At 70.5% G+C, this 20,478-nt stretch carries 22 protein-coding genes and 1 tRNA gene; 13 read left to right on the top strand and 10 right to left on the bottom strand.

Annotated features, from left to right (window positions below; genetic code table 11):
• Nucleotides 1–65: 65 nt before the first annotated feature.
• Nucleotides 66–1,013, top strand: coding sequence for a D-2-hydroxyacid dehydrogenase (locus R6U01_RS02330; protein WP_410284851.1), 948 nt, complete (start codon nucleotides 66–68; stop codon nucleotides 1,011–1,013).
• Between the two features lie 46 nt (nucleotides 1,014–1,059).
• On the opposite strand, the gene R6U01_RS02325 is transcribed toward R6U01_RS02330, so the two are convergent.
• The gene (locus tag R6U01_RS02325) at nucleotides 1,060–1,626 is read right to left on the bottom strand and encodes a peptidylprolyl isomerase (protein WP_410284850.1); all 567 of its coding nucleotides are present in this window, start codon (nucleotides 1,624–1,626) and stop codon (nucleotides 1,060–1,062) included.
• Nucleotides 1,627–1,783: 157 nt separating this feature from the next.
• Here R6U01_RS02325 and R6U01_RS02320 point away from each other — a divergent pair, with 157 nt between their 5' ends.
• From R6U01_RS02320 to truA, 3 genes are all read left to right on the top strand, one after another.
• Nucleotides 1,784–1,984, top strand: coding sequence for a XapX domain-containing protein (locus R6U01_RS02320; protein ID WP_410284849.1), 201 nt, complete (start codon nucleotides 1,784–1,786; stop codon nucleotides 1,982–1,984).
• A 75-nt stretch (nucleotides 1,985–2,059) separates the two neighbouring features.
• The gene (locus R6U01_RS02315; protein WP_410284848.1) at nucleotides 2,060–2,572 is read left to right on the top strand and encodes a universal stress protein; all 513 of its coding nucleotides are present in this window, start codon (nucleotides 2,060–2,062) and stop codon (nucleotides 2,570–2,572) included.
• A complete protein-coding gene (gene truA / locus R6U01_RS02310; RefSeq protein ID WP_410284847.1) occupies nucleotides 2,569–3,453 on the top strand; it encodes a tRNA pseudouridine(38-40) synthase TruA in 885 nt (294 codons plus the stop codon). Before R6U01_RS02315 ends, truA begins: the two co-directional genes overlap by 4 nt.
• On the opposite strand, the gene R6U01_RS02305 is transcribed toward truA, so the two are convergent.
• Entirely contained in the window at nucleotides 3,450–3,980 is a 531-nt protein-coding gene (locus tag R6U01_RS02305; protein ID WP_410284846.1) for an Rrf2 family transcriptional regulator, read from the bottom strand. The two genes, truA and R6U01_RS02305, sit on opposite strands and share 4 nt — an antisense overlap.
• 420 nt (nucleotides 3,981–4,400) lie before the next feature.
• Between R6U01_RS02305 and nadE the strand changes: the two genes are divergently transcribed.
• Nucleotides 4,401–5,399, top strand: coding sequence for an NAD(+) synthase (gene nadE, locus R6U01_RS02300; RefSeq protein ID WP_410284845.1), 999 nt, complete (start codon nucleotides 4,401–4,403; stop codon nucleotides 5,397–5,399).
• A 35-nt stretch (nucleotides 5,400–5,434) separates the two neighbouring features.
• Here nadE and R6U01_RS02295 read toward each other — a convergent pair whose 3' ends face one another.
• Nucleotides 5,435–6,931 carry a M28 family peptidase gene (locus R6U01_RS02295; protein ID WP_410284844.1) on the bottom strand — a complete coding sequence of 499 codons (1,497 nt, stop codon included), beginning with the start codon at nucleotides 6,929–6,931 and terminating at the stop codon, nucleotides 5,435–5,437.
• Nucleotides 6,932–7,022: 91 nt separating this feature from the next.
• Here R6U01_RS02295 and R6U01_RS02290 point away from each other — a divergent pair.
• A tRNA-Gly gene (locus R6U01_RS02290) sits at nucleotides 7,023–7,093 on the top strand.
• Nucleotides 7,094–7,216: 123 nt separating this feature from the next.
• Here the strand turns inward: R6U01_RS02290 and R6U01_RS02285 are convergent.
• Entirely contained in the window at nucleotides 7,217–7,636 is a 420-nt protein-coding gene (locus R6U01_RS02285) for a hypothetical protein (protein WP_410284843.1), read from the bottom strand.
• 61 nt (nucleotides 7,637–7,697) lie between these two features.
• On the bottom strand, nucleotides 7,698–9,011 hold the full coding sequence (locus R6U01_RS02280) for a KaiC domain-containing protein (RefSeq protein WP_410284842.1): 1,314 nt from the start codon (nucleotides 9,009–9,011) through the stop codon (nucleotides 7,698–7,700).
• 121 nt (nucleotides 9,012–9,132) lie between these two features.
• Between R6U01_RS02280 and R6U01_RS02275 the strand changes: the two genes are divergently transcribed.
• From R6U01_RS02275 to R6U01_RS02265, 3 genes are all read left to right on the top strand, one after another.
• Nucleotides 9,133–9,960 carry an NAD(+)/NADH kinase gene (locus R6U01_RS02275; RefSeq protein WP_410284841.1) on the top strand — a complete coding sequence of 276 codons (828 nt, stop codon included), beginning with the start codon at nucleotides 9,133–9,135 and terminating at the stop codon, nucleotides 9,958–9,960.
• A 46-nt stretch (nucleotides 9,961–10,006) separates the two neighbouring features.
• Nucleotides 10,007–10,534: a hypothetical protein gene (locus tag R6U01_RS02270; RefSeq protein ID WP_410284840.1), complete on the top strand. Its 528-nt coding sequence runs from the start codon at nucleotides 10,007–10,009 to the stop codon at nucleotides 10,532–10,534.
• 136 nt (nucleotides 10,535–10,670) lie between these two features.
• On the top strand, nucleotides 10,671–11,348 hold the full coding sequence (locus R6U01_RS02265; RefSeq protein WP_410284839.1) for a TVP38/TMEM64 family protein: 678 nt from the start codon (nucleotides 10,671–10,673) through the stop codon (nucleotides 11,346–11,348).
• A gap of 423 nt (nucleotides 11,349–11,771) precedes the next feature.
• Here the strand turns inward: R6U01_RS02265 and R6U01_RS02260 are convergent, their stop codons facing one another.
• The 3 genes from R6U01_RS02260 to aspS all read right to left on the bottom strand — a co-directional run bounded on the left by R6U01_RS02260 (nucleotide 11,772) and on the right by aspS (nucleotide 14,398).
• Nucleotides 11,772–12,509 carry a DUF4382 domain-containing protein gene (locus R6U01_RS02260; RefSeq protein WP_410284838.1) on the bottom strand — a complete coding sequence of 246 codons (738 nt, stop codon included), beginning with the start codon at nucleotides 12,507–12,509 and terminating at the stop codon, nucleotides 11,772–11,774.
• Between the two features lies 1 nt (nucleotide 12,510).
• Complete coding sequence (locus R6U01_RS02255) at nucleotides 12,511–12,804, bottom strand: hypothetical protein (RefSeq protein WP_410284837.1); 294 nt, start codon at nucleotides 12,802–12,804, stop codon at nucleotides 12,511–12,513.
• A 289-nt stretch (nucleotides 12,805–13,093) separates the two neighbouring features.
• Nucleotides 13,094–14,398 carry an aspartate--tRNA(Asn) ligase gene (gene aspS, locus R6U01_RS02250; RefSeq protein ID WP_410284880.1) on the bottom strand — a complete coding sequence of 435 codons (1,305 nt, stop codon included), beginning with the start codon at nucleotides 14,396–14,398 and terminating at the stop codon, nucleotides 13,094–13,096.
• 550 nt (nucleotides 14,399–14,948) lie between these two features.
• On the opposite strand from aspS, the gene R6U01_RS02245 reads away from it, so the two are divergent.
• Complete coding sequence (locus tag R6U01_RS02245; protein ID WP_410284836.1) at nucleotides 14,949–15,290, top strand: hypothetical protein; 342 nt, start codon at nucleotides 14,949–14,951, stop codon at nucleotides 15,288–15,290.
• 64 nt (nucleotides 15,291–15,354) lie between these two features.
• Here R6U01_RS02245 and larC read toward each other — a convergent pair whose 3' ends face one another.
• A complete protein-coding gene (gene larC / locus R6U01_RS02240; RefSeq protein WP_410284835.1) occupies nucleotides 15,355–16,704 on the bottom strand; it encodes a nickel pincer cofactor biosynthesis protein LarC in 1,350 nt (449 codons plus the stop codon).
• 70 nt (nucleotides 16,705–16,774) lie between these two features.
• Nucleotides 16,775–16,963: a hypothetical protein gene (locus tag R6U01_RS02235; RefSeq protein WP_410284834.1), complete on the bottom strand. Its 189-nt coding sequence runs from the start codon at nucleotides 16,961–16,963 to the stop codon at nucleotides 16,775–16,777.
• A 229-nt stretch (nucleotides 16,964–17,192) separates the two neighbouring features.
• On the opposite strand from R6U01_RS02235, the gene R6U01_RS02230 reads away from it, so the two are divergent.
• From R6U01_RS02230 to R6U01_RS02220, 3 genes are all read left to right on the top strand, one after another.
• A complete protein-coding gene (locus tag R6U01_RS02230) occupies nucleotides 17,193–19,415 on the top strand; it encodes a CDC48 family AAA ATPase (protein ID WP_410284833.1) in 2,223 nt (740 codons plus the stop codon).
• Between the two features lie 122 nt (nucleotides 19,416–19,537).
• Entirely contained in the window at nucleotides 19,538–19,813 is a 276-nt protein-coding gene (locus tag R6U01_RS02225) for a hypothetical protein (RefSeq protein ID WP_410284832.1), read from the top strand.
• 64 nt (nucleotides 19,814–19,877) lie between these two features.
• The gene (locus R6U01_RS02220; RefSeq protein ID WP_410284831.1) at nucleotides 19,878–20,411 is read left to right on the top strand and encodes a DUF5815 family protein; all 534 of its coding nucleotides are present in this window, start codon (nucleotides 19,878–19,880) and stop codon (nucleotides 20,409–20,411) included.
• Nucleotides 20,412–20,478: the final 67 nt, after the last annotated feature.

Genomic DNA, 20,478 nt, shown 5'->3' with positions numbered 1-20,478 from the left:
TCCCGAAGCCGGCACCCTTCGCCGCACGGGCACCCTTTATAAGAGTCGCGCCGAGTGGCGTCGCCATGAGCGATCCAGACGTACTCGTGTTGCGACAGACGATCCACGGCTCGGGAGCGGCGGACCTCGTCGCGTCGCTCCGCGAGCGGCTCCCGGACCGCGAGATCGCGCTGGCGCGGACGCCGGACGAGGAGCGCGAGCGTATCGCGAACGCCCGCGTCGCGGTCGGACTCGACATCGACGAGGAACTGCTGGCCGCCGCCGAGCAGCTGGAGCTCTTCGCCTGCGTGTTCGCCGGGACCGGCCACCTGCCGCGCGACGCCCTCGCCGACCGCGGCGTCGCCGTGACGAACGCCTCGGGGGTCCACGGACCGAACATCGCCGAGTACGTCGTCGGGTCGATGATCACCCACGCCCGCCAGTGGCCGCGCGCGCACCGGCAGAAGGCCGAACGCGAGTGGCGCACCTACGAGACGACCGAGGTGTACGGCTCGACCGTCGCCGTCGTCGGGCTCGGCGCCATCGGGCGGACGGTCCTCGAGCGGCTGGAGTCGTTCGACGTCGACGCGGTCGGCGTCCGGTACTCGCCCGAGAAGGGCGGGCCGGCCGACGCGGTGTACGGCTTCGACGAGTTCCACGAGGCGATCGCCGACGCGGAGTACGTGGTGCTCGCGTGCCCGCTCACGGAGACGACGCGGGGGATGGTCGACGCGGAGGCGCTCAAGACGATGCGCTCCGACGCCGTGCTGATAAACATCGCGCGCGGCCCGATCGTCGACACCGACGCGCTCGTCTCCTCGCTCCGGAACAGCCGGATCCGCGGGGCCGCGCTCGACGTGACCGACCCCGAACCGCTCCCCGAGGACCACCCGCTGTGGGGGCTCGGGAACGTCACCATCACCCCGCACAACGCGGGCCACACGCCGCACTACTACGACCGCGTCGCCGACATCCTCGCCGACAACCTCGACCGGCTCGACGACCGCGAGGAACTGGAGAACAGAGTGATCTGAGCGGGCCGTTGGGCGATTTATAAGCAGAGAGCGACCGTCCCGCGTCCTACTCGTCGACCGTGACCTGCTCGATCTCGACCGTATCGCGGGGCTCGTCGCGCCGGTCGGTCGGCACGGAACCGATCTCCTCGACGGCGTCCATCCCGTCGATGACCTGCCCGAAGACGGCGTGCTTGCCGTCGAGGTGCGGCGTCGCGTCCAGCGTGATGAAGAACTGGGAGCCGTTCGTGTTCGGGCCGGAGTTCGCCATGGAGAGGATGCCGGGGCCGTCGTGGGTGAGGTCGTCGTGGAACTCGTCGTCGAACTGGTAGCCGGGACCGCCGCGTCCGTTCTCCTGCGGGTCGCCGCCCTGGATCATGAACCCCTCGATGACCCGGTGGAAGACGTTCCCCTCGTACAGCGAGTCGCCGCGGACCTCGCCGGTCTCCGGGTCTTCCCACGTGTTCGTGTCGCGCGCGGGGTCTGCGTCAGCGGCGGGGTCGTGAAGCGCCAGCCCGAGGAAGTTCTCGACCGTCTTCGGGGCGCGGTCGGCGAACAGCTCGACGACGACGTCGCCGTGGTTCGTGTGGAGCGTCACCTGCGGATTGTCGGGGTTGGAAACATCTCGTGCCATATCCCCATTGACGGACGCGGGTCGGAAAACCCTACCCATCCGCCGTGCCGAGCGAGCCGGACCCGCGGCGCCCGTCAGCGGTCGCGTGTCTCCACGTCGGAGCGGATCGTCGGACGCGAACACCGCGCTTATAAGCGGACGCCGCCGACGCGTCGACATGAGTTCGACCTCCGTCCTCACCGTCGCCGCGCTCCTCGTCGGGGTGACGGTCGGGGCGCTGTTCGCGTTCCTCCGCGTCCCGATCCCCGCCCCGCCGGAGCTGCCCGGGGTGATGGCGATCGTCGGGATTTACCTCGGGTTCAAGCTCGTCGCCCACGCCGGCGTCGGCTTCGACCTGCTCGACGCGCTCGGGCTGTAGCGGTCACCGCCGCCCCGCCCCGCGTGCCGCTCGACGGCCGGTATCGTTTTGCACTCGGCGCGAGCAGTACGGCGCATGTACCACGATATCCTCCTGCCCGTCGCGCCCGGGGGCGAGGTGAACCAGGCGATTCCCCACGCGGCCAGTCTCGCCGAGCGGTACGGCGCCACCGTCCACGTCGTGAGCGCGGTCGACACGCTGGCCCGGACGCTCCGCGGCCCGCAGGCCGGCGCGTTCGCCGAGCGCGTCGAGTCCGCGGCCCGGGAGCGCGTCGGGACGGTGACCGCGGAACTCGAGGCCGCGGGGGTCGTCGCCGTCGGCACCGTTCGTCAGGGCGAACCCATCGACGTCATCGAAGACGCCATCGCCGACACCGACGCCGACATCGTCGTGATGCCGAGTCACACCCGCACCGGTCTCCGCCGGGTGTTCCTCGGCAGCGTCACCGAGAAGGTGGTCCGCGTCTCGCCCGTCCCCGTCGTCATCGTGCCGATGGCCGACGACGAGGCCGACGAGGCGGACCGCGACGACGGCGCGGCCGTCAGCGACGAGGGCGAGCGCGACGAGTCGACCGTCGACGGGACGTGACTGCGACCCGCGCGTTCCGGGTCGCGTACGACGGCCGCGAGTACGCCGGCTTCCAGCGGCAGCCCCACGCGACCACCGTGGAGGGGACTCTCCTCCGGGCGCTCGCCGAACACGGCGTCCTGGACCGCGGGAACGGGCCGACGCACGCGACGCCGCCCGGCTACGCGGCGGCGGGCCGGACCGATGCCGGGGTCTCCGCTGTCGCCCAGACGGTCGCGTTCGAGGCGCCGCCGTGGCTCACGCCGCGGGCGTTCAGCGGCCACCTCCCCGGTTCGGTTCGCGTCTGGGCGGCCGCGGACGTGCCCGAGGGGTTCCACGCGACCCACGACGCGACCCGGCGGACGTACCGGTACCACCTCTACGCCCCCGAGGCGGAGGGCGAATCGGCGGATCCCACCCACGCCGTAGCCGACGACCGCGTCCGCGACGCACTTGAGCGGCTCTCGGGCCGGCACGACTTCCACAACCTGACGAGCGACCGGGCGGGAACCGTCCGAGACCTGACCGCGACGGCGACGCGGGAGGGCGACGTCCTCGTGATCGAGGTCGCCGCCGACGGCTTTCCCCGGGCGCTCGTCCGGCGGCTCGTCGCCGCGGTCCGAGCGGTCGGCCGGAGGCAGGCCGAGCCGTCCCGGATCGACCGGCTGCTCGACGCCGAGCCGGTGCCTGGTGAACTCGGCGTCGGCCCCGCACCTCCCGAACCGCTGGTGCTGTGGGACGTCGCGTACGAAGGGGTCTCGTTCGAGGTCGATCGGGAGGCCGCCGAGAGCGCTCGCGTCGCCTTCGGGGAGCGCTATCGGACGGCCCGACACGTCGCCGCCGCGACGGGGGCGATCCGCGACCGGGTCGCGACGGGGGAGCGCGGCGGCGACGACGCCTAGCTGGCCGCGTCGGGGGGAGTCTCCATCCCGTCGATGCGCAACAGGAGGGTGTTGCCGTCGATGTTGGTGGCGTCGACGACGCCAGAGAGCCGGAGCCCCGCCGCGGGGGTCGGCCCCACGGTAACGCGGTCGCCGGCCTCGAAGGGGCCGACCGGTCCGCGGATCACGAGCTCCGCGCGGCAGAGCTCGGGGTTGGCAACGGATGACAGGTCGATCTCCTCGACGTTCACCCCCTCTACGGGGTCGCCGTCGACCGTGACCGGCGTGGTCTCCGCGTCGTCCATCCGTTCGACGCCGAGGACGTCGTAGGCGCCGTCGGTGGGGACGTATCCGCCGTCGGGACCGGGGACGCCCTCGACCAGCTGGAGGTCGCGGAGGCTCTGCATCCGGTTCCGGACCGTGCCGGCCTTCCGGTTTATCGACTCGGCTATCTCGCTGCCCGACACCGGCCGATCGGCGTTCTCCGCGAGGTTGACGAGCGCGGTAAGGATGCGTTTCTGGCTCGACGTGAGCTGTATCGCTGACATGCGTGAAGACAGCGATTGGATATGAATAAACGTTGGGTTCTACGTGCCTTATATTATTGATACAGTTGTTCTACGCGGTTTGAGTTGTAATCATTCGTGTAATACTGCCCAAAACACCACGAATATAGTTTATTACTCTGCGTGTAGGACTTGTATTGGCTATATATGGGATTTCATCCGAATATATGTGTTTTTCTAGCCGTAGTGGCCACATTTAGCTGTAGAGTGCGTAAGAATCTGGCTAATACCTTATACACTTGGCACCGTGAGTATTTATCCGTCCGTGCAGAATCGGCGGGTGACAATGGACCGTTTACGCGGTGGTCGAACGCGACCGTCTCCCCGCCGAACCGGAGTGACGCTTCCGCCTCGCGCGGTGGCGTGGCGGAGCGACGACACGACCGAGCGGGGGGAGACTCGATGAGTGAGCGCGGATCGCCGGCGTTCGACGGCGACTCGCTGGACCGGCCCACGGCGAGCGCGAGCCGGTCGGACCCCGGCGACGAGGCGGGGAACGCGGACCGAGTGGACGACGACACGGTCGGCGACGACGCGGTCGCCGCCGCCGACCTCGACCTGCGCGACCCCGGTGACGAACGCGAGCGCGTCCGGTCGTTCCTCGCGTCGTCGGTCGCCGCCGCCGGCGCCGACGGGGTCGTCGTCAACATGAGCGGCGGGCTCGACTCCACCGTGACGGCGGCGCTCGCCGTCGAAGCGCTCGGCGCCGACCGGGTGTACGGCCTCATCCTCCCGTGCAACAAGGTGGGCGCGCCCCACGCCCGCGACGCGGAGGCGCTCGCCGACGCCCTCGGGATCGACCACGACACGGTGCACCTCCACTCGCTGTTCGCGCAGCTCGGCGCGGTCGCGCCGGACCGCTTCGACCTCCACGACGAGCCGGTCCTCTCCGGCAACGCGGTCGCGCGGCTCCGGATGACCCTCGCATATCTCGCGGCCAACGCGACGAACCGGCTCGTCTGCGGCACGGCCAATCGGAGCGAGCTGCTCCTCGGCTACTTCACGAAGCACGGCGACGGCGGCGCGGACTTGCACCCGATCGGACACCTGTACAAGACGGAGGTCCGCGCGCTCGCGGCGGAGCTCGACGTTCCCGAGTTCGTCGTCGAGAAGCCGCCGACCGCGGGGTTCCTGCCGGGACAGCGTGACGCGGACGACCTGGGGGCGTCATACGAGGTCATCGACCGCGTGCTCCGGCTGGGCGTCGACCGCGGACTCGACGCCGAGACGATCACGGACCGCCTGTCCGGCGACGGGGGTTCGGGGGACGAGGAGGGCTCGGACTCGGCGGGCGAGCGCGTCGACGTCGACGGGCAAACCGTCGCCGATCTGCTCGCGCGGCATCGGACCACGGCTCACAAGCGCGCGACCCCGCGCGTTCCGACCGGGCGCGGGCGGTAGCCGCTCACGCGCCTTCCGCCCACGCGGTCGCCGCGCTACTCCCAGTCGTCGGGCCAGAGGTCGGCCGCGCGCATCCCCGTCTCGAAGTCGGCGTCGCGGAACTCGTCGGCGAGGCGGTCGGGGTCGAGCCGAGGCGCGTCGCGCTCGTCGGCCGCGAACTCGCAGACGAGCAGTGCCGCCAGCATGGCGTGCTCCCGGATGTTCCGGTCGTCGACCTTGTCTCGGGTGTCCGCGTGCGTGTGCCCCCAGCCGCGGCCGCGGTCGCCGGATTCGCTGTGGAGCTGGAGGGCCGGCACCCCGCGCCGGACGAACGGCCACTGGTCGGAGAACGGGTGCGGCTCCGTGTCCACCGCGATCGGCTGCCGGGTCGCCGCCGACACGGCCTTCGCGATCGACGCGGCGGCCTCGGAGGCGTGCGTGAGCGCGACGAGATCCCGGTGCCGCCCCGCGCCGTCGACGTTGACCACTCCGCGTACCGTGTCGAGATCGACCGTCTCGACCAGGTGTTCCGCGCCGAGCAGCCCGACCTCCTCGGCCCCGACCGCGACGACGTCCACGCCGACGGGGAGGTCGGCCTCGGTCAGGATGCCCGCCGCGGTCGCGACGGTCGCGACCCCGCAGCCGTTGTCGAGCGCCCCCTCCGCGATGTCGTGGCTGTCGTAGTGGGCGAGCAGCAGGAGGCGCTCGTCGGTGTCTGGCCCCGCGCGGCCGACCACGTTCCGGCTCTCGCCGGGGATCGTCGTCGCCTCGACGACGAGCTCGGCCGCGGGGACGGCGTCGCCGCTCGGATCTCGCGTCCCGTCGGCAGCGCCCCGACCGCTCCCGGCGCCTCCGCCCCTCCCGGTGCCTCCGCCTCTCCCGACGCTCCCACCGGCCGCGTACTCTCTGAGCCACGCACCCGTCTCCTTGGAGACGCCGACGGCGACCGCGTCGGCCTCCCCGCCGAAGGTCAGCGAGCCGGTCGGCGGGAGCTGTCCGTCGAGGTGATTGACGAAGACGAACCCGACCGCGCCCGCGTCGACGGCGTAGCCGAACTTCTCCATGCGGTGGACGAACCGCCCGCCCGGCGGCGTCGTCGTCGAGGCGACGACGATCCGTCCCTCGACGTCGCGCTCGTCGATCTCCGCCGGAGTGCCGTACCCGACGTCGACGAGCTCGCCGGCGACCGCGCCCGCGGGGGAGTACGGGAGCGCGATCGACTCGAACTCGCGGACCGCGCCCTCTCGGTCGGGGAACCGAACGCGAAGCTCCGCGCTCCCGCGTTCCCACGCGTCCAACTCGAAGGGCTCGACGTCGACGTCGGCGAGGCCGGCGTTCTCGAACGCCGTTGCGACGATCCCCGCGGCCCGGCGCTCCCCGTCGCTGCCGGCCATCCGGCTGCCGATCGCGGTGAGGTCAGTGATGAAGCGCCACGGTTCGCCGTCGGTCCACGTGCGGCCGAGCGCCGGGGCGAGCGCGTCGCGTCGCTCGCGGACGCGCTCGACGGCCTCGGCGTCGGCCGCCACGTCGGTCCCGGTCGGCTGTGAGTGCATAGCACAGACTGCCGCGGCAGCCTGTTAAGCGTGTGGCTCCCGGCACCGGAAACGCTACGTTGAAGTGGGACGGTCGGGTACTTTCGACCGAGCACCGTTGGTCCAGTGGTAGGACATTAGCTTCCCAAGCTAATAGCCCGGGTTCAATTCCCGGACGGTGCACTTCACTCCGTTCATGCCCCGTCCGTACCCCCGCTCGCAGGCTCGCGGGGGTCCCGGACGGTGCATTTCTTTGGCGAGCAACACCGCGAGCCACGGGCCTATTTTTAAGTGGACTACACCCGCTCACTCGCGTCCCGCGGTCACCACCTGACGGAGACCGTACTCCGCCCCGCCCGTGACGAGCGCCGCCCCCATCACCACGGGCCACCCGATCAGGTACCACCCGAACGGCGTGGGGTCGACCGGAGTGGGATTCACCTCCGGGGCGACGCACACGGACCACGTCCCGTACGCTGACGCCGCAAGTGCGGCGCCGACGACGCTCGACGGGGCGACGAGTCGGGTCTCGACCGAAATCGCGACCGGGACCGCTCCGAGCAGCAGGCCGCCTCCGACGACGTCCCCCAAAAAGAGGGTGCCGCCTATCGAGAATCCGAACCACTCGGCGAGCGCGCCGGAGGCGATCAGGTGAACGAGGCCGGCGAGCAGACCGATCCCGAGTGCTCGACGGGAGGGGGCGAAGGCCGCGATCGCGGGTGACACGACGGTCCGTTGCGCGACGCGGCTTATAATAAAACCGGCCCGCAGCGCGCGAACGCGCCCGTCAGAAGATGTTCGCCTGCCCGTAGACGGAGATCCCGGTGTCGGTGATCTCGTAGGGCTTCGTCTCCCGGGAGTGGTTCGCGTCGCGGATCTTCTGGATCTCGACGGCGAGCCGCGTCTCGCGGAAGTCCGAGCCCCGGATGTACTGGAGCACGAACACCGCGTCGGTGAGGTACTCCACGATCCCGTGCCGCGAGGCGTAGGGGCTCTCCTCGCTGGCCTCGGAGGTGAGCAGCGTCGTCACGCCCGCCTCCTTCAGCGACCGGGTGAACCCGAACACCTCCGAGCGCCGCTTCGCCGGGTGGTCGTACATCATCTCCAGCAGCGAGACGGAGTCGAGCACGAGCCGGTCGGCGTCGAACTCGGCGATCAGCCGCGTGAGGTCGTTCCGGATCGACGCCAGCGAATTCGCCATCTCGACGGGGTCGATGGCGACCACGGCGAGCCGGTCCTCGTCGGCGTGGTCGCGGAACGACCACCCCTTCTCCGACGCGGTCGAGAGGATGGACTCGCGCGTCTGCTCCAGCGTGATGTAGATGCCCTTTCCCCCGGATTCGAGCGCTTCGTTGAGGAACTGGAGCGCGAACGTCGTCTTGCCCGTTCCCGCCCCGCCGATGACGGAGAGGAGCGAGCGGCGAGGCACGCCGCCGAGGATCATGTCGTCGAGCCCCTCGATCCCGACGTCGGTGCGCTCGATCGACGAGTCGAACTCGTCCGGGTCGACGTCGAACCCCGTCGACTCGCCGCCGCCGAACTCGCCGAACCCGACGTCGCCGGACCGCGACGAGGCGGTTCCGCGGTACCCGCCGAAGGGATCGTCGTCGCCGAACGTCCCGCCGCCGAACGCGTCCCCGCTGTCGAACGCGCCCTCACCGCCGCCGAAGGGATCGTCGTCGCCGAACGGGTCGTCGTCTTCCCCGGAGCCGCCGAACGGGTCGTCGTCTTCCCCGGAGCCGCCGAATGGGTCGCCGCCATCGCCGAACGATTCGCCCGCATCCTCGTCCGGTTCGGACGAATCGAGCGCTCCGACGTCGAACGCCTCGGCGATGTCCGTGGCGAACTCGCCTACGGGGTCGCCGGACTCGTCCGCGGAATCTCCGTCGGACGTCGAGTCGACGGGGCCCTCGTCGCCCGACGCACCGTCGCCACTGAACGACCCGTCACCGACGGAATCGTTTTCATCGGGTCCGGTATCGCCGTCGCCGAGTTCGTCGGCGGCGACCTCTCCGTCGCCGGAATCTCCGTCAGTCGAGCGGTCGGACTCCCCGTCGAGGTCGCGCAGGGCGCGCTCGAACCAGTCGTCCTCCTCGCTCATCGTCCCGGTCGGCCGTGGGCGGTCGACATGTCACGGGACACGCGGGCGGGCGGCTTGAAACTTTCCGGAACCCGGGGCCGAAGTCCGCATCCTTTTGTTCGGGCGCGAGAACCGGTAGCACATGGAGGTCGCCATCGTGGCGCGGAAGGGGAGCGAGCGCGCGGTGAGCCTCGCGGCGACGCTGCGCGACGCGATCCTCGCCGCCGGGGAGTCGGTCTGGCTCGACGCGGAGACGGCCGACGCGCTCGACGAGGGCGACCGCGGGCGATCGGTCGAAGCCCTCGTCGACGCGGACCTCGCCGTCGCGGTCGGCGGCGACGGGACGTTCCTCTTCGCCGCGCGCAACGCCGGCGACACCCCGATCCTCGGCGTCAATCTCGGGGAAGTTGGCTTCCTCAACGCGGTCCCCCCCGAGGACGCCGAGGAGGCCGTGCTCGCCGAGGTCAACGCGTTCGACCGGGGCGAGATGGACGTCCGAGAGGCGCCGAGACTCGCGGCGCACGCCGGCGACTGGTCCTCGGTGCCGGCGGCGAACGAGGTCGTGATACAGGGCGACCGGCGCGGCCCCGGCGCCGGCGTCGACTACGAGGTGCGCGTCGACGGGAGCCGCTACTCCGACGGGCACGCCGACGGCGTCCTCGTCGCGACGCCGACCGGATCGAGCGCGTACAACCTCTCCGAGCGGGGCCCCCTCGTCGGCCCGGACGTGAGCGGGCTCGTCGTCAACGAGATGGCGGCCGAGTCGGGAATGCCCCCGCTCGTCGTCGACGTCGACGCCGCGGTCACGGTGGCCGTCGAGGGCGTCGACGAGGCCGTCGTCGTCAGCGACGGGCGGAACGCGACGACCCTGGAGGCGCCGGTCGAGGTGACCGTGGAGCGGACGACGCCGCCGATGCGGATCGCCGGCCCGCCGTTGGACTTCTTCGAGGCGCTCGGGAAGCTCTCCTGACCGAGACGCGAAAGCTTCAACGGGTCGCCGGCCGCATCGGCGGTCGATGGAGATCCCCCTCGGACTGGCGCCCTTCGCCGGGCAGTCCCGCGCCGAGCACGCCGCCGTGCTGCTCGGCGGCGCGCTCGCCTGCCTGGTCGGCTACGTCGGCGCCGCGGTCCTCCTCTTCGGTCTCGAGGCGCTCGACCACGGGGGGCCGGCGGGACCGCGCCGCGTCGCGTCCGTCTTCGCGTCGCTCGCTTGCTGGGGATTCTACGCCGCCGCGTTCGTGCGCGGCAAGGGCGGCCCGGTGACCGACGTCCTCGCGTATCCGATCGCGACGGTGACGCTCGTCCCGTTCGCGTTCCGGTGGGGCGTCTTCGGCCCGGCGTGGGACGCGGTCCGCGATCGGATCGGGTTCCTCGCCTTTCGGCCCGGGCTGATCGTCGACGCCGCGGCCCTGGTCGCTCCCGGCGTCGCGTTCGCCGCCGGGCTCCTCGCGCTCTGGGCGAGCGCCCTCGGCGAGGACGCGGTCGAGGAGTGGCAGCGCGAGCACCTCTCGGAGGAGTTCCGTCGGGCGTTCGCCGAGCAGTGAGTCCGGTGCTCGAGGGACGACCCCTCGACCGCCGGTCGCCGAGGGATAGGTCCGCGGTCGGCCCACCCGCTCGCGCGAACTCCGGCCGGCGACGTCGGCCCACAAAGCGTTTATCCCGTCGAGCGAACGCTCGGCCGTGAACCGCCGGTTCGCGCTGTCGGGATACGCCGCCGCTGGCGTCGCTTTCGCCGGCGGCCTCGCGGTCGCCTGGGTCGCGTCGCCCGAGGCCGCGATCGGGAGACTCGCGCTGCTCGCCGACGAGCCAGTCTGGTTCGGCGTCGCGCTGCTCGCGCTGACGGCCGTCAGGCCGTTCCTCGCGTGGCCGACGACGCTGCTCGCCGTGGCCGTCGGGTTCGGGTATGGGTGGGTCGGCGTCCCGCTCGGCGTCGTCCTCCTCGTGGCGACGGCGATCGTCCCCTATCAACTCGCACGGGCGGGCCGCGTCCGGGTCCGCGGCGCCTCCCGGGCCGCGGACCGGCTCTGCGACGCTGGCGAGCGACTGGCGACGGCGGCCGGCGGCGCCCGGGCTGTGACGGCTTCGCGGCTGCTTCCGCTCCCGTCCGACGCGGTCTCGGTCGGGGCCGGAGCCGCGGGGATCGGCCCGCGCCCGTTCCTGCTCGGGACCGCGGCCGGCGAACTGCCGTGGGTTATCGTCGGCGTCGCCGTCGGGGTCTCGCTGGACCGGCTCGCCGCCGGCGACCTCGCCGCCGTCGACCCCACCGTGCTGGTCGCGATGGCCGGTACGGGGGCGCTACTGCTCGCCGGGCCGCTGTATCGGACGCTCGCCGGAGAGGAATCCGCGTCGACGGCGTAACCGCCTCGGCGGGCGAACTGCGGCGACGCGACCGCAGTCGGCGGGTATCGCGGCGTGGCGGTCGCTCGCCGTGGCTGGGGCGTCGCACCGGAACGGTAGCTCTCGGAAAAGGAGTACACGGAAAGATAGTTCGGCGTGGTGACCCCGTCGTCCCGCGCAGCTTCCGCGTGTCAGCGACACGAGCCGACCGCTCGGGCGCGCCGCGGTGGCTCCGAGCAGCCGAAGCGAGCGCGTGCATCCATGCGGATCGGTACGGGCGTGCATCCCCCAGACCCCGATTCCCGGGACCGTCCCAGCCCTAACCCCGAAGCCGCGGCGGCGCACCCGGAAGGGGTGCGCCGGTCGGACGCGACTTCAACGGGGGCCCGAGGGAGACGCGTCGCCGCGTCGCGCGCCTTTGTCGCCCGTCTCCGACTCCTCCGTTCAGTCTCCGGTCTCGTTGCCGTCGGAGTCCGTGTCGTTACCGCCGTCGTCCTCCCCGTCGACGGACTCCTCGTAGGAGACCTCGATCCCCCGCGGGACCGGACGCAGGATGTACGAACCGTTGCCGCGCCGCACCGGCGCGAAGTCGGCGGTGAAGCTCGTCAGGGTGTTCTCGCGGACCTCGAACTCCTCGTTGAACGTGAGCGGCGCGTTCCCCGGCAGGTCGACGTCGGCCTCGTCGCCACCCTCCAGGGTCCCGTCCACGTTCGAGACGTCGAGCTGGAGGAACTGGTAGGTGTTGACCTCTAGCTCGCGCTCGTCGATCAGCTGGGTCTCGCCGTCCTGCAGCTGGACGAGGTCGGCCTCCTGCGACTCGTCGAACTCGTGGTACTCGCGGCCGGCGGGTTCGTCCTCCTCATCCCCTCCGTCGGTCTCGTTGCCGTCGGCGTCCTCGCCCTCGGTCGACTCTCCGTCGTCCGTCGCGTTCTCGCCGTCGGTCTCGTCTCCGTCTGCGCCGCTCTCGGCGCCCTCGGGGCCGAGCCAGATCCCCTCGACGGTGACGACGAGCGACTCGAAGTCGCCGATGTCGGCCGGCTGGTCGGTCACTCGCGTCGCGAGCGTTCCTGTCGCCTTGCCGACGCAGCCGGCGAGGCCGGCGGCCCCGAGCGCGGCGGCGCCGGTCGCCTGCAGGTAGGTCCGTCGGGAGACTGCGTCGAGGCCGGGCGTGCGGTCCGTCACGTTACGCGTCCTCCGACTCGGTGTCAGTGTCGTCGCCGCTCTCGTCTCCGTTGCCGGCGATATCGCTCACGGTGTCACCGAGGTCGTCGACCCCGCCCGACAGGAAGTCGTTCACGCCGCTCAGGATGTCGCCGACGAAGTCGGGCACCTGGTCCGGCAGGTCGCTCGGCGGTCCCGCGTCGCCCGAGGCGTTGTCCGCGCCGGGCGTCGCCGCGACGGCGCCGGCGGCCGCGCCGGTCCCGATCAGTACCACCGTGGCGAGCGCCACGATCAGTGTCGTTCGAATCGCGTTCATGACGATTTCCTCTCGAGGCGCTACCCGCTTAAATGACACAAGCCCTTCAGCCCATTTAGTCCCAATTTAACCCGATTTAATCGCAAGCAGGCGGGACGGTGACGTGATTCCCGACACAGTCGAGGTTGCACATAAAAGGACCCGCCTAACCGTCGCGGTCGACGGCGCGGCCGCGGACCGCTTCCCGACCGAGCGCGAACCGCATTGGGGATCGGCTATCGGCGCCCGCGACAGAGCGGGTCGAACCGCATCGGAGCGGGTCGAACCGCATCGGAGCGGGTCGTCCCGGCTACGGCTCCAGCCGGTTCGGGTCGCGCGGGAACATGATCGCCTCCTTGATGTTGTCGAGGTCGGCGACCTTCTGGACGAGTCGGTCGATGCCGAGCCCGTAGCCGCCGTGGGGCGGGGTGCCGAAGCTGAGCGCCTCGATGTAGAACTCGAAGTTGGCCGTCTCGACGCCCTCCTCCTCCATGACCTCGACCATGCGGTCGACGTCGTGTTCGCGCTGCCCGCCCGAGGAGAGCTCCTGCCCCTTGTAGATGAGGTCGAACTTCCGCGAGGCGATCTCGTCGCCCTCGACGTCCTGCATGTAGTAGAACTTCTCGTCGGGGTAGCCGACGACGAAGAACGCGGGGTGGCCCTGCTCCTCGAAGTGCTCGCCGAGCAGCTTCTCGCCCTTCGTGTCAAGGTCGGTCGGGTCGTCCGGGAAGTGACCGTACTCGGTCTCTAAGACGTCCAGCGCCTCGTCGAAGGTGATCCGCGGGAAGTCGTCCTCGGGGACCTGCAGGTCGACGTCGAGGAGGTCGAGCTCGCGCTGCGCGTTCTCTGCGGCCTCGCGGATCGCGTACCGCAGCGACTCCTCCTGGACGTCCATCACGTCGTCGTGGTCCTCGATGTACGCGAGCTCCACGTCGAACATCGCGATCTCGGAGACGTGCCGCGAGGTGGCGAAGTCCTCCGCGCGGAACGCGGTGCCGTTCTCGTAGACGGCCTCGTACCCCGACGCCATCAGCATCTGCTTGTACAGCTGCGGGCTCTGCGAGAGGAACGCGTCCTTGTTGTAGTAGAGGATCGGGAACAGCTCCGCGCCGCCCTCGGCGCCGCCCTTCGAGATCCGCGGCGTCTTGATGTCGACGAACCCCTCGTCGTCGAACCACTCCTCCATCGCCGTCATCAGCTTCGAGCGCAGGGTGAACACGGCGAGCGTCTCCGGCTTCCGGAGGTCGAGCGCGCGGTTGTCGAGCCGGGTCGAGAGGTCGACCTCGATGTCCTTCGAGATCTCCAGCGGGAGCGGGGAGTCGGCCTCGTCGATGACCTCGTACTCGGTCGGGGCGATCTCGACGCCGCCGGGCGCCTGGTCGCTCTCCAGCGGCTTCCCGACGACGCGGACCACGTCCTCGGCGCCGACGTCCTGGACGGCCTCGAACAGGTCCGGTTCGCGCTCCTCCTTGAAGACGATCTGGATGAGTCCCTCGCGGTCGCGCACGATGAGGAAGACGAGGCCCCCCAAATCGCGGATCTCGTGGACGTGGCCGGCGATGGCGACCTCGTCCGCGTCCGGTTCGACGTCCGACGTGTGGATTCGCTCGATCATGACGGTGACTGCGTTGAATGCATCTGGTCGGGCGTTCGGCATAGGCCTGTCGTCTCGCCGTCGGCGGAACCCGTCGCACGCGGCGGTCTCGACCGCGGATTCGCGGGGGTCGGCCGGTCGGAGTCGGCACCGGAAATAGCGGCGTGATAGCAGTTCGCAACCCTGCCACAGATTTAATAGCGATCCTACAAATGCGACGACAACGGCGCACTCGCGCCGCCGGAGTCCACGTATGACCCGCTTCCGTTCCGTCGCCTCGGCGTCCGCCGCCATCGACAGCGGCGGGCTCCGCGGCTGGACCGGCTACGGGACTCCGGGTACACGGTCCGTCCGGCCGACCGCGTAACGCGCGTCGGCTGGGGAGGGTTTCCCCGCGGGACGGACCGCACCCTGTCCTCTCCAGCCGTCGCCGTCTCGCCCGCGGACTCGCGCCGAACCAGACCGTGTCACCCTCGCGAGCGCCGACGCCGCCTCCGCCCGAATGACGCGGGCTTCGAGACCGGCACCGGCGTTCGAGGTCGCACCGCGTTCGACTCGCGGCGAGGGGCTCATGGCAGCAGCCATCCGCACGCAGACGGTCGAAGCGACGGTGACCGTCCGGGTTTCGCAGGCGGCCGGCGGCGACCTCGCCGCCGGCGCGCGCCGGCAACTGGACCGAGTCGACGGCGTCGCCGTCGAGGAGCTGACGATCGCGGGCGTCCAGCCGGGATTCAATGACACGACGGTCGAGGCGGTCGCGATCCTCTCGCTCGAAGACGAGCGACCGGTCGCAGATCCCGACGGATACCGGCGCGTGGACCCTCCCGATGGCGTCACCGATCGGGTCGCAGAGCGACTGGATGACGGGTTCGGCGTGGATCCGGAGCACGTCGAGCGCGTCGAACGCGGGTGACCGGCGACCCACTTCCCGATTCGCTTCGGCGACCCACTTCGACGGGCTACTCGCCTCCGACGGGCTACTCGCCTCTCTCCTCGCGCACGCGCGTCTCAGCCCGTCGGAGCACGTCCCGAACCGGAAGCCCCGCGGCCTCGGCGACCGCGGCCGCCTCGTCGTACTCGGCGCTCACGTCGTAGACGTCGCCGTCGGCGGTGGAGGCGACCTTCACCGACACCTCGTGGGTGTCACCGTCGACCGAGAGGGTCGCCGTCTCGAAGGCGCGCTCGGCGATCCACCGGTGGGTCGCGCCCGACTGCCGGACGCCGAGTGTCCCCGTCTCGCGGGCGAGTCGCTCCGCGACTGCCTCCGCGTCCGCGGGCTTGCAGATCACCCTGACGAGGTGACCGGGTCGCGACTTCTTCATCGTCGTCGGGACCACGCTTACGTCCCGCGCGCCGACGCGCGAGAGCGTCTCTTGGAGCCCGCCGAGCACCTCCGGTGGGGCGTCGTCGAGGCTCGTCTCGAGGACCGCGATGTCGTCCCGAACGAGCCCGCCGTCGACGGGGTCGGTCCGCGCGTCGTCGACGGCCTCGTCGCCGCCGTCGCCGACGAGGACGCGAAGCACGTTGGGGTGGTTCGGAAAGGTCGCGGCGCCGGCGCCGTACCCCGACGCGTCGATATCGAGGGTGGGCAGCCGGTCGGCGCCCTCGGCCACCGCGGCGAGGATCGCGGCCCCGGTCGGCGTGAGCAGTTCGCGGTCGAGCGGTCCGCCGACCGTCGAGAAATCGGCGTCAGCCGCGATCTCGGTCGTCGCCGGCGCGGGGACCGGGTAGACGCCGTGGCTCATTTCGACCTCGCCGCCGCCGAGTGCGACGGGCGTCGTCACGACCCGGTCGGGGGCGAGGTCATGTATCAGGAGCGCCGCGCCGACCACGTCGGCGATCGCGTCGTCCGCGCCGACCTCGTGGAAGTGCGTCTCGTCGAGGTCGGCCCCGTGGACCGACGCCTCGGCGCGGCCGAGTCGCTCGAACGCGCCGAGCGCGACCGACTCGACGGCACCCGGGAGGTCCATCGACTCCACGAGCGCGACCACCTCGGGGTAGCTGCGGTGGACACCCGCGCCCTCGGCGTGATGAGCGTCGTGGTCGTGGCCGTGTTCGTGGTCGTGGTCGTGACCGTGTTCGCGATCGTGACCGCTCTCCGTCGGTCGCCCGTCGTCGCCCTGCTCGTCGCTCGTCGACTCCGTGAGACGCACGTCGACGGTCGTCGCCCGGATGCCGTTCTTCGCCGTCTCCCCGACGTCGTATCGGACCGGGAGCCGGTCGGTCACGGGCGAGAGGACGTCGGGGTCGGCGCCGGCCGCGATCAGCGCGGCACAGACCATGTCGCCGGCGGCGCCGGTCCGACCGTCGAAGACGAGCGTTCGCATGGCCGACCGGAGGCGATCGCGGGACAAATAGTCCGCGGTCCGGGACCGGGTGCCCGCGGCGGGACCGACGCTACGAGCGCTCCGCGGCGACGAACAGGTACAGTTCGCCGATCACCAGCGCTCCGGCCACCGCGAGCGGGACGACGAGGACGTCGCCGACGCCGAGCGCGTACAGCGCGAGCCCCACGACGGCTCCGACGAGCAGCACGGCGACCCGTGAGAGCAGCATCCGCATCGGGTCGGAAAGCGAATCGAACACGGCCGCACCTCGCGCCGAGCGCTCATAAAGCGTCGGACGGCGTCGTCGTCGGATCGACGGCGAAAACGCACGCTTACGACGGCGTTTTAAGTCAGGACTCCGTACCGTGTCACATGATACCACAGCTTGCCGCGGCCCCCGGTTCTCCCGGACGGCCCGGCGGCGCCGGCACCGGCAACAGGCTTATTCCCGAACCGGATGGAGATACGGACAACCCCCGCGAGGAACTATGAACGAAGTCCAACTCGAAGTGGCGAAGGCGTACCCGAACGACTCGGGACGCGGCATCGCCCGACTCGACCCCGACACGCTGTTGCATCTCAAGCTCTCGCCCGGCGACATCATCGAAATCGAGGGCGCGGAGACGACCGCCGCGAAGGTCTGGCGCGCCGACCGCCAGGACTGGAACACCGACACGGTCCGCGTCGACGGGTTCACCCGGCAGAACGCCGACGTCGGCATCGGCGAGCGCGTGACCATCCGAAAGGCCGAGGCCGAGAAGGCCGAGAAGCTCGTGTTGGCCCCGCCGGAGGAGGCGTCGGTCCAGTTCGGCTCGGACGCCGCCGGCATGGTGAAACGCCAGATCCTCAAACGCCCGGTCGTCGAGCGCGACATCGTCCCCGTGATGTCCTCGACGAACCACCCGTTCATGCGGTCGCCCGGGCAGGCCATCCCGCTGATCGCGGTCGAGACCGAGCCCGACGGCGTCTGTCTGATCACTGAGGACACCGAAGTCGAGCTCCGCGAGGAGCCGATCTCCGGGTTCGAGAAGACCGGCGGCGGGATCACCTACGAGGACATCGGCGGCCTCCAGAACGAGATCCAGCGCGTCCGCGAGATGGTCGAGCTGCCGATGAAACACCCGCAGATCTTCTCGAAGCTCGGGATCGAGCCGCCGCAGGGCGTCCTCCTGCACGGCCCGCCGGGGACCGGCAAGACCCTGCTCGCGAAGGCGGTCGCCAACGAGACGTCGGCGTCGTTCTTCTCGATCGCCGGTCCGGAGATCATCTCGAAGTACTACGGCGAGTCCGAACAGCAGCTCCGGGAGATCTTCGAGGACGCGAAAGAGGAGAGCCCCAGCATCATCTTCATCGACGAGCTCGACTCGATCGCGCCCAAACGCGAGGACGTCACCGGCGAGGTCGAGCGCCGCGTCGTCGCGCAGCTGCTGACGATGATGGACGGGCTCGAGACGCGCGGGCAGGTGGTCGTCATCGGCGCGACCAACCGCGTCGACAGCGTCGACCCCGCGCTCCGCCGTCCGGGGCGGTTCGACCGGGAGATCGAGATCGGCGTCCCCGACGAGGTGGGCCGCAAGGAGATCCTCCAGATCCACACCCGCGGGATGCCGCTCTCGGACGACGTCTCCCTCGACCACCTCGCCGACGAGACGCACGGGTTCGTCGGCGCCGACATCGAGAGCCTGACGAAGGAGGCCGCGATGAAGGCGCTCCGGCGGTACCTCCCCGAGATCGACCTCGACGACGAGGAGGTCCCGCCGAGCCTGATCGACCGGATGATCGTCAAGCGCGACGACTTCTCCGGCGCGCTCACGGAGGTGGAGCCCTCGGCGATGCGGGAGGTGCTCGTCGAGCTCCCGAAGATCTCCTGGGAGGATGTGGGCGGGCTCAACGAGGCCCAACAGCAGGTTCAAGAGTCCGTGGAGTGGCCGCTCACCTCGCCGGAGAAGTTCGACCGGATGGGCGTCGACGCCCCGAAAGGCGTCCTGTTGTACGGGCCGCCCGGCACCGGGAAGACGCTGATGGCGAAGGCGGTCGCCAACGAGACGAACGCGAACTTCATCTCGGTCAGGGGGCCGCAGCTGCTCTCGAAGTGGGTCGGCGAGTCGGAGAAAGCGATCCGGCAGACCTTCCGGAAGGCCCGGCAGGTGAGCCCGACGATCATCTTCTTCGACGAGCTCGACAGCCTCGCGCCCTCGCGCGGGCAGGAGATGGGGAACAACGTCTCCGAGCGCGTCGTCAACCAGCTGCTCACCGAGCTGGACGGGCTCGAAGACATGGGCGACGTGATGGTGATCGGCGCCACCAACCGCCCCGACATGATCGACCCCGCGCTGCTGCGCTCGGGCCGGTTCGACCGGCTCGTGATGATCGGCCAGCCCGACCAGGAGGGCCGCGAGCAGATCCTCGACATCCACACGCAGGACACGCCGCTCGCGCCCGACGTGAGCCTCCGCGAGATCGCGGAGATCACGGACGGCTACGTCGGCTCCGACCTCGAGGGGATCGCCCGCGAGGCCGCTATCGAGGCGCTGCGCGACGACGACGAGGCCGAGGAGGTCGACATGAAGCACTTCCGGCGCGCGCTGGAGTCGGTGCGCCCCACGATCAACGACGACATCCTCGCGTACTACGAGGAGATCGAAGAGCAGTTCAAGGGCGGTAGCGGGAACGCCATCCGCGACACCGGCGGCCGGATCGGGTTCCAGTAAGCGGCTGAATCGCCTCCGCGAGTCTCCCGTCGCCGCGCTCGTCCGCCACCGACCGTCCGTCGCCGCGCTCGTCTGCCACTGCCGACCGTTTTTGCGTTCGGGACGCGTACCGAGGCCCGCCTATGTCCGAAGACGTCACCGTCGACGTGGAGGTCGAGGTAGAGGTCGACAGCGACGAGCTGGAGATCGCACGCGACGACGCCGAGCTCGTCGAGGCGAGCTACGAGGCCGACGGCGTCGAGATAGAAATCGAGGCGAAAGTGGAGACGCACGGGGACCGGGTAGACGAGGGCGAGGGCGAGGACCACGAGAGCGACGACGACCACGAGGGCGAGGGCGATCATGAGGTTGGCGACGACGAGAGCGATGACGACGGCGGCTACGACGACTACGAGTGAGCTCGGCGACCGAACCGTCGGGTCGTTCCGCGCCTTTTAACCCCGAGAACGGCCAACTTGAGGTATGTCCCAGCCGCGCGTCCCGGGCGGTGACGAGAACACGCTGGAGCTGCCCTGCGGGCAGACGATGGCGGCCGGCGAGCTGGACCTCGGCATGCGCGAGTTCGAGTGCGACTGCGGCGAGACGCACGCGGTCGTGATGGACGTCCACCCGCCGGAACGGTTCCTCCCCGACTTCCTCGTCGAGGTGCTCCGCGAGGCGATAGAGACGACCAGCGAGGAGATGCCGGAGTTCGACACGCCGCACCTCCTCGGCGTCGTGTTAGAGGAGTTCCCGGAGGCCGTCGTCGCCTACGACGCCAGCGAGAACGCGGACGTCGGCTACGCGATGGCGTGGGTGACCGACTTCGACTCGCGGCGCCTCCACGAGATCGTCGTCGAGCTCGTCGTCGAGCTGATGGAACACGCCGTGAGCCACGCCGACGACGACGAGGCGCTCTCGGCGTTCGAGACGGAGATGGTGCAGTTCGACGTGAGCGAGTTCGTCGACCAGTACCGAGCGGAACGCGATCTGGAGGCCGAAGACCCCTACGCCTGAGGACCGGCGGTCGACGCGTCGGCTCGCTCGACGCGGTCGGATCCCCGGGTTCAACGCTTATGTCAGA

The sequence above is a fragment of the Halorubrum sp. genome, from assembly GCF_046498025.1.
Taxonomy (GTDB): domain Archaea; phylum Halobacteriota; class Halobacteria; order Halobacteriales; family Haloferacaceae; genus Halorubrum.
Note: the sequence above shows the minus strand (reverse complement) of the source record. Positions and strands in the feature narration are given on the sequence as shown.

Bases quoted from the DNA above. Each gene is read 5' to 3' on its own strand.
- larC (WP_410284835.1), bottom strand. From the start codon at position 16,704: ATGCGAACGCTCGTCTTCGACGGTCGGACCGGCGCCGCCGGCGACATG.
- R6U01_RS02245 (WP_410284836.1), top strand. From the start codon at position 14,949: ATGGCAGCAGCCATCCGCACGCAGACGGTCGAAGCGACGGTGACCGTC.
- R6U01_RS02270 (WP_410284840.1), top strand. From the start codon at position 10,007: ATGGAGATCCCCCTCGGACTGGCGCCCTTCGCCGGGCAGTCCCGCGCC.
- R6U01_RS02330 (WP_410284851.1), top strand. From the start codon at position 66: ATGAGCGATCCAGACGTACTCGTGTTGCGACAGACGATCCACGGCTCG.
- R6U01_RS02325 (WP_410284850.1), bottom strand. From the start codon at position 1,626: ATGGCACGAGATGTTTCCAACCCCGACAATCCGCAGGTGACGCTCCAC.
- R6U01_RS02295 (WP_410284844.1), bottom strand. From the start codon at position 6,931: ATGCACTCACAGCCGACCGGGACCGACGTGGCGGCCGACGCCGAGGCC.
- R6U01_RS02280 (WP_410284842.1), bottom strand. From the start codon at position 9,011: ATGAGCGAGGAGGACGACTGGTTCGAGCGCGCCCTGCGCGACCTCGAC.
- aspS (WP_410284880.1), bottom strand. From the start codon at position 14,398: ATGATCGAGCGAATCCACACGTCGGACGTCGAACCGGACGCGGACGAG.
- R6U01_RS02220 (WP_410284831.1), top strand. From the start codon at position 19,878: ATGTCCCAGCCGCGCGTCCCGGGCGGTGACGAGAACACGCTGGAGCTG.
- R6U01_RS02230 (WP_410284833.1), top strand. From the start codon at position 17,193: ATGAACGAAGTCCAACTCGAAGTGGCGAAGGCGTACCCGAACGACTCG.
- R6U01_RS02315 (WP_410284848.1), top strand. From the start codon at position 2,060: ATGTACCACGATATCCTCCTGCCCGTCGCGCCCGGGGGCGAGGTGAAC.
- R6U01_RS02275 (WP_410284841.1), top strand. From the start codon at position 9,133: ATGGAGGTCGCCATCGTGGCGCGGAAGGGGAGCGAGCGCGCGGTGAGC.
- nadE (WP_410284845.1), top strand. From the start codon at position 4,401: ATGAGTGAGCGCGGATCGCCGGCGTTCGACGGCGACTCGCTGGACCGG.
- R6U01_RS02225 (WP_410284832.1), top strand. From the start codon at position 19,538: ATGTCCGAAGACGTCACCGTCGACGTGGAGGTCGAGGTAGAGGTCGAC.
- R6U01_RS02305 (WP_410284846.1), bottom strand. From the start codon at position 3,980: ATGTCAGCGATACAGCTCACGTCGAGCCAGAAACGCATCCTTACCGCG.
- R6U01_RS02320 (WP_410284849.1), top strand. From the start codon at position 1,784: ATGAGTTCGACCTCCGTCCTCACCGTCGCCGCGCTCCTCGTCGGGGTG.
- R6U01_RS02255 (WP_410284837.1), bottom strand. From the start codon at position 12,804: ATGAACGCGATTCGAACGACACTGATCGTGGCGCTCGCCACGGTGGTA.